Genomic DNA, 6803 nt, shown 5'->3' with positions numbered 1-6803 from the left:
AGTTTTTCTACAGCCTCAACGCCATTGTTCAGCGGCAGCCTTGGCAGAGCGAAGCGGCGACAAGGCTGTCCGGTGGAGGGCCGCCAGGCCCGGAACGAACTGGAACTACTGGTTAGAAGCCCTGTTGCTGGCCGCAATAAACATACCTGCGACAATTCCAATCCGTGACGATTTTGTTTTTTTCGTATAGCAATCTGAAATTTGGATAGAGGTCTTCAAGCAAGGACCTCCCATCTGAACCCACGTCTGCAGAAAGCCATGAATGAATGGTATCCATCAGTTGGCCATACTCATGGTAGAAAATTCTGAGATCGAGCGTGCGCTTTAGAGCTTGCTCAGATACTAAATCTAAAACCTGAGCTATTCGGTCTATCGCCCCGTCATCGGGCGGCCCTTCCGTGTACAAGGCTGAAAATGGGATTTGACGTCCATCCTCGGAAACAAAATGGCCCGGCTTGGCGCCAGCTGGCTCAGATGCAGCATGGAATAGCTTAATCCACTGCTCAAAATCCTGTGTTGGTATGCTATCTCGGAAAAGCTGGATCATACGAAAGCTGTTCTCCAGCCTGCGCTGGTTCTGCCCCCGGGAGTAGGTGAGTAGCGCGACTACCCCACCAATCACGCCAAGCCCCAACATCAACCAACCGCGAATCTCGGTAACCAAAGATGTCTCCCTACGTTGTGCTTCTAACGCCAAGCTCACCGGAACATTTTACGGAGAGCGTTTTTGTGAAAGAATGAAGCGCAGCTGAATGCACAAAAACGAGCGTAGTAAAATGTTTCCGCGTGAAGCTTTTTGTTATGTTTATAAGCCGCCCATGAAAGTAAACTTTGGATTTTCATCATTAGTCATTGATACACCAAAGTGGCAACTTAATTCGACCTTTTTACAAACGAAGGACGCTGTCCAAAAACCTTCCGTATACGTGTAGCTAAGACTTTCATAGTCATATTGAGAAAGGTCGGTCTTGGGTCTCTCTGTATGTAAATATTCAAATATCAGGCTTTCTGCTTGGGCAGGAGTATATTTTGGTAAAACATACTCCATTGCTGACACCTTTCCCACCGTGAATAACAATAAGACCAGCAATCCGAACTTTCTCATATATCCCTCGAAAACATAACGCCGCAAGCACGCGCGGCTTTGTAGTGAAGGCGCAGCCGTAACGAAAAAGCCGTCGCCGTGCCTTGCTTTGTTAAAAATTATTCCCATGAAGGAGGCCATCCATTTAGAACCGCCACCGATACACCCGCAATGAACACTATGATTGTCAGCCAATAGCCTACCACCATAGGATAACGAAACTTGTGGCAGAACCTTGCCCCAGCGTGGTCGCCGCTGGACCAATAGCTTCTACTTTGGAGGTACCGGACTGTAGGCCAAGCGCTTATAAAGCTTTGATCACTCCAAATAGTAGGCGACCCTGCATGAAACCACTGAGCAGAGTGCCGCCGCCTCAGCAGAATCAAAAACGCCCACTGGATCAGGCTGGTAGCTAGCATCGTTGCCACTATGACGATGATAGCGATAGCTGTTGGATGATAGTTAGATAGGTCCATGGAATTTTTAACGCTGAGGTAACCGGCGCCGGAGCGCTAGCGGAGGGAACCAAAAGCGGTACGCTTTTGGCGTCCGGTTGACCGCCTGGTTATGCATTTTCCAGTTTTTCAATGACTTGCTGGGGAGACAACTCTGCCCCTTCCCAAACTTTTACTTTGTGCGCGCCCGCCCCGAAAGCTAGCTCACGGAATATCTTGACCTCCACTTCAGATAGACCACCTTCGGTCAGTTCCAGAGGATGAATCAAAACTGCGGGGCTTCTTTTGATTAATTTTTTCGGGAGAACCTTGCGGATACCGGTACTCAGATGATGCTCGGCCCGTGAAAAATCTCCTGCAAGAAGACGGAGAGTACTGAATGGCTGAGGAGCGGAAACGATTTCCACAGCAGAGTCACCTGAGACCTTCACTATTTCGAATCGATTCCGCGAAACCTTTACGTAGAGTTTTTCCTCGAACAGCTTTCTCAAAGCTTTGTCTTCCTATGCATAACATTTGTATATCGAGCCAGCACGCTTTTTCGCTATGCACATTTCCGCTTGAAAGCCGCTAACTCATTGAAATTAAAAAATTAAATTGAACTTTAGCACAGAAACAGCAGGCGGAAACCGTGCCAGCTCAGTTTTCGTCCGGATGTCGCCTGTTATTTACCCCAGTAACATTTCTAACCTACTGATAAAAAAGGAAAAACTATCATCGGACCGCAAAAAACGCGCTCTGTAAAGATGACCTGTACGCCAAACTTTGCAAGAGTCTCAAATATACTGTATAAAAGTACAGAAATTGATCGTTATTACAGGGAGTGATTCTGATGCCATCCAGCCCTTTTATGGAGATGATTCGTCGTGATATCCGCCTTCGCGGATACAGTCTACGCACTGAGAAAACTTATCTTTTTTGGATCAAGCAGTTTATTCTCTTCAATGACAAACAGCACCCCACTGATATTGGGGTCAGCGAGGTTAAAGCGTTTTTAACGTGGCTAGCGGTGGATCGTCACGTCGCTGTCAATACACAGAAAGTCGCGTTGAACGCAGTGGTGTATTTGTATCATAAGGTTCTGGACACACCGCTCGGTGAAATTGATTTCTCTCCCGCGAGCAAACAGCGTCATCTACCTACAACGTTAGCTCCCCGAGAAATTCGCGCGATCCTGTCCCATTTGCCCCAGCCTCAGCGGCTCATCGTTTCTATTCTCTATGGTAGCGGTTTAAGAGTGTCTGAATGCCTGCGTCTCAGGGTTCAAGATGTGTGCTTTGATCGAATGTCGCTGACCGTCCGCGACGGCAAGGGAAAAAAAGATCGTCAAACGCTTCTGAGTCAATCGGTGGTTCCTGAGTTGAAAGAAGCCATTGAAAAAGCACTTACGATTCAACAAAAAGACAACCAATCCGGCATCGGCCCGTCCATGCCCGGCGTCCTCGCGAAAAAGTATCCCTCTGCCTATCGCACACCTGGATGGATGTTCATTTTCCCATCTGAATCGGTCAGCGAACATCCGCTTACCGGCACGCTTTGCCGGCACCACTTGCACGATTCCGCCATTCATTCGCGACCCACTTGCTGCAAAGCGGTTATGACATACGCAGCGTGCAGGAGCTATTGGGCCACAACGATGTGAGAACGACGCAGATTTATACCCATGTGTTGGGGCAGCATTATGCGGGAACGCGCAGCCCCTTGGATGCACTTGCGGATTAATGTGCCAGACCGGCGTTTAGGCACGCTACCGCCCGTAGTGCGACATTTTCTCTTGGTAGAAAGTATTTCAGAGAGCATGTGGCAACGGGGCTTATTTGGTTGTTTGGGTAAGGTAGCAGGTGGAGAGCGAAAAGCAAGTTGGAGCAGGATTGTTGCATCGTGTGTCGGCACCACATGGGTGCCCTACTCAGTCGTCGTTCATTGGGAGGATCTTGACCACTTGCTCCTGGGCTTTGCGCTCTTCCTGGCTGGTGTTGACGCGGGTTTCGATTTCCCGCATCTGGGGTTGGATATGCTGTTCCTGTTTGAAGCCGCAGTCGACGCATTCGCGGTAGTCGGTGCCGTCTTCGTTGTACACGCGAAGGCGGTCCATGGCGGAGCAGCGGGGGCAGACGGCCCCGGCGATAAACCGGGGCGTTTTGCTGAAGGCCATATCAGGCAGCCTCCTCGTCGATGCCGCTGTGGCGCAGCAATGGGGCGATGCTGGGCTCGCGGCCGCGGAAGTTGACGAACAACTCCATGGGCGGGCGGCTGCCGCCCTGCTGGAGGATTTCTTTGAGGAAGCTTTCCCCGGTGTCCCGATTGAAGATGCCCTCTTCCTCAAATCGGGAGAAGGCATCGGCGGAGAGCACTTCGGCCCACTTGTAGCTGTAGTAGCCCGCCGCGTAGCCGCCGGCGAATATGTGGCTGAAGCTGTTCTGGAATTTGTTGAACGCCGGTGGCGTGATCACGGCCACCTGGTCGCGCACTTCATCCAGCAGTTGCTGGGGCGCTTTCGGGCTATTGGGGTTGTACTCCGCGTGCAGGCGGAAGTCGAACAGGGAGAACTCCAACTGCCGCACCATCTGCATACCGGACTGGAAGTTCTTGGCTGCCAGCAGTTTGTCCAGCAGGTCTTTGGGCAGCGGTTCGCCGGTTTTGTAGTGGCCGGAGATCAACGGTACCACGTCCGGTTCCCAGCACCAGTTTTCCAGGAACTGGCTGGGCAGCTCTACCGCGTCCCAGGCCACGCCGTTAATGCCACTGACGGCGGCCACGTCGATCTGGGTCAGCATGTGGTGCAGGCCGTGCCCGAATTCATGGAACAGGGTGGTCACTTCATCGTGAGTGAGCAGTGAAGGGGTCTCGCCCACCGGAGGGGTGAAGTTGCAGGTCAGAAACGCGACCGGCCGCTGCACACCACTGGCGGTCTGGCGGCGCACACGACAGTCCGCCATCCAGGCACCGCCGCGTTTGTTTTCCCGCGCGAAGATGTCGAAGTAGAAGCCTGCGATGTGTTCACCGTCTTTGTAGATCTGATAGAAACGCACGTCGGGGTGCCAACTATCAAAGCTCGCCACCGGCACAATGTCGATGTCGTAGAGGCGTTTGACCACCTCGAACAGGCCGCTGATCACCCGCTCGGCCGGGAAGTAGGGGCGTAGCTCTTCCTGGGACAGGGCATAGTCCGCCTGCCGGAGTTTTTCGCTGAAGTAGGCCAGGTCCCAGGCTTGCAGGTCGGTGCAGCCTTCTTTTTCTGCAAAGGCTTTCAGTTGCTGAACGTCCTGCTCCGCCAGAGGTTTGGACTTCTCGGCCAGCTCGGTCAGGAAGTTTATGACCTGTTCTGTGCTGTCCGCCATCTTGGTGGCGAGGGAGCGTTCGGCGTAGTTATTGAAACCCAGCAATTGCGCAAGCTCATGGCGCAACGCGAGGGTCTCGTCGATGATCGCGGTATTGTCCCACTCGGCGGCACTGCTTCCATCGGCCTTCTGACCTTCCGCGGACGCACGAGTCACAAATGCGGTGTAGGTCTCCCGGCGCAGGGCCCGATCTTCGGCGTAGGTCATGACCGCCAGGAAGGAGGGGATGTCCAGGGTGGTGACATAGCCTTCCAGGTCTTTCTGCTTGGCAGCCTGAGCAGCTTGCTCCAGAGCGGAGTCGGGCAGGCCGGCCAGATCCTGCGGGTCGGTAAAGTGTTTGTACCAGGCTTGGGTAGCGTCGAGCACGTTGTTGGCAAACTGGGTAGAGAGCTCACTGAGGCGTTTTTTGATCTGGCCATAGCGTTTTTTGGCCTCGCCCTCCAGGGCCACACCCCCAAGTCGGAAATCCCGCAGGGCGTAGTCGATGGACTGGCGTTGGGCCTGGCTCAGCTGGTCGTACTCCGGGCTGTCGGCAATGGCCTGGAAGGCTTCATACAAGCGCCTGTCCTGGCTCACTTCGGTGTTGTACTCGGTCAGCAACGCCACGCTGGCGTTGTACGCCTCGCGCAGGGCCTCGCTGTTGACCACCGCGTTCAGGTGGCTGACCGGGGACCAGGCCTGCTCCAGGCGGTCCTCTTCGGCTTCCAGCGGAGCGACGAAATTGTCCCAGGTCGGTTGATCCAGCCCGTCCAGCAGCCGCTCGCGATGGGCGCGGTTTTCGTCGATCAACTGCCGAATGGCCGGTTCCACGTGCTCCGGCTTGATGGCTGAAAACGGGGGCAATTCGTGGGTTTCCAGCAGGGGGTTGGCCATAAGGTTATCGCTCCAAAACTCTGTGTCTGTGACTCAAAAAACGGGGTTATCGCGTTGAACATTCGCGCTCGGCGGCCCGGGACGCTACCATGATACATCGTTACGCGGCGGCGGGTAGACGCCCGCTCCAGCCGACGCTCCGTGTCCGATGCCCTGTATGAGGTAACCCATGACCGCATCTGCTCCCTCTTCGCCCGCTCTGCGCCGCTACCAGGGCGTCGCCCCGACGTTGGGCGAGCGCGTCTACGTTGACCCGGCCGCCGTGGTAATCGGCGACGTGACCCTGGGCAGTGATACGTCCGTCTGGCCCTGTGCGGTCATTCGCGGCGACATGCACCGTATACGTATAGGCGAAAGGACCAGTATTCAAGACAACAGCTGCCTGCACATCACCCACGCCGGCCCCTTCAACCCGGAAGGCTACCCGCTGACCATCGGCGACGACGTCACCGTAGGCCACTCGGTCACCCTGCACGGCTGCACCCTGGGCAACCGCATCCTGGTGGGCATCGGCTCCACCATACTGGACGGCGCCGTGGTGGAAGACGAAGTGGTAATCGGCGCCGGCACCCTGGTACCGCCGGGCAAACGCCTGGAAAGCGGCTACCTCTATATGGGCTCACCCTGCAAACAGGCCCGCCCGCTCAAAGACAGCGAGCGGGAATTCTTCAAATACTCCGCCAGCAACTACGTGGCGCTGAAAGACCAGTATCTCCAAGAACAACAGAGCTGATCGCCCAACCACCAACACCCACGAGGCACTCCGCCATGCAAGAAGTCTATTTGCCGGAAAACAACATTGAGGCGCACCTGGTACAAGGGTTGCTCGAATCCGAGGGGATTGATTGCGAAATCCGCGGTGAATATTTGCCCGGAGCCGCGGGGGAGTTGCCGGCGGGAAGCACGGTGTCGTTGTGGGTGCACGAAGCGCAGTTTGAAGACGCCAAGCGGGTTTTGGCGCGGTATGAGGCGGGGGAGTTTGCGGCCGAGTAGCGTTTTAATTTTAGGATCGATTCAATCTTTACCTTTGGTTACGGCGGATGCGCGCTT

Annotated in this window: 7 protein-coding genes and 1 pseudogene; 3 read left to right on the top strand and 5 right to left on the bottom strand. The window is 54.7% G+C overall.

Annotation, left to right across the window (positions count from 1 at the left end):
* Nucleotides 1–112 precede the first annotated feature (112 nt).
* From B3520_RS05420 to B3520_RS05410, 3 genes are all read right to left on the bottom strand, one after another.
* Nucleotides 113–664, bottom strand: coding sequence for a hypothetical protein (locus tag B3520_RS05420; protein WP_286805816.1), 552 nt, complete (start codon nt 662–664; stop codon nt 113–115).
* A gap of 141 nt (nt 665–805) precedes the next feature.
* Nucleotides 806–1279 (bottom strand): hypothetical protein, encoded by a 474-nt coding sequence (locus tag B3520_RS05415; protein WP_286875579.1) that lies wholly within the window; start codon nt 1277–1279, stop codon nt 806–808.
* A 370-nt stretch (nt 1280–1649) separates the two neighbouring features.
* Complete coding sequence (locus B3520_RS05410; protein WP_286805813.1) at nt 1650–2030, bottom strand: hypothetical protein; 381 nt, start codon at nt 2028–2030, stop codon at nt 1650–1652.
* A gap of 341 nt (nt 2031–2371) precedes the next feature.
* On the opposite strand from B3520_RS05410, the pseudogene B3520_RS05405 reads away from it, so the two are divergent.
* A pseudogene (locus B3520_RS05405) lies at nt 2372–3261 on the top strand (phage integrase N-terminal SAM-like domain-containing protein).
* A 187-nt stretch (nt 3262–3448) separates the two neighbouring features.
* Here B3520_RS05405 and B3520_RS05400 read toward each other — a convergent pair.
* Together B3520_RS05400 and prlC are read right to left on the bottom strand one after the other, a co-directional pair.
* Nucleotides 3449–3694, bottom strand: a complete 246-nt coding sequence (locus B3520_RS05400; protein WP_286805809.1) for a YheV family putative zinc ribbon protein — start codon at nt 3692–3694, stop codon at nt 3449–3451.
* Nucleotide 3695: 1 nt separating this feature from the next.
* Nucleotides 3696–5753 (bottom strand): oligopeptidase A, encoded by a 2058-nt coding sequence (gene prlC / locus B3520_RS05395; RefSeq protein WP_286805807.1) that lies wholly within the window; start codon nt 5751–5753, stop codon nt 3696–3698.
* Nucleotides 5754–5922: 169 nt separating this feature from the next.
* Here prlC and B3520_RS05390 point away from each other — a divergent pair, with 169 nt between their 5' ends.
* Together B3520_RS05390 and B3520_RS05385 are read left to right on the top strand one after the other, a co-directional pair.
* Nucleotides 5923–6486, top strand: a complete 564-nt coding sequence (locus B3520_RS05390; protein WP_123638806.1) for a gamma carbonic anhydrase family protein — start codon at nt 5923–5925, stop codon at nt 6484–6486.
* A gap of 35 nt (nt 6487–6521) precedes the next feature.
* Complete coding sequence (locus B3520_RS05385) at nt 6522–6746, top strand: DUF2007 domain-containing protein (protein ID WP_024461832.1); 225 nt, start codon at nt 6522–6524, stop codon at nt 6744–6746.
* Nucleotides 6747–6803 lie beyond the last annotated feature (57 nt).

Source organism: Marinimicrobium sp. UBA4509 (assembly GCF_002388575.1).
GTDB lineage: Bacteria > Pseudomonadota > Gammaproteobacteria > Pseudomonadales > Cellvibrionaceae > Marinimicrobium > Marinimicrobium koreense.
This window is presented reverse-complemented; position numbering and strand designations above follow the sequence as displayed.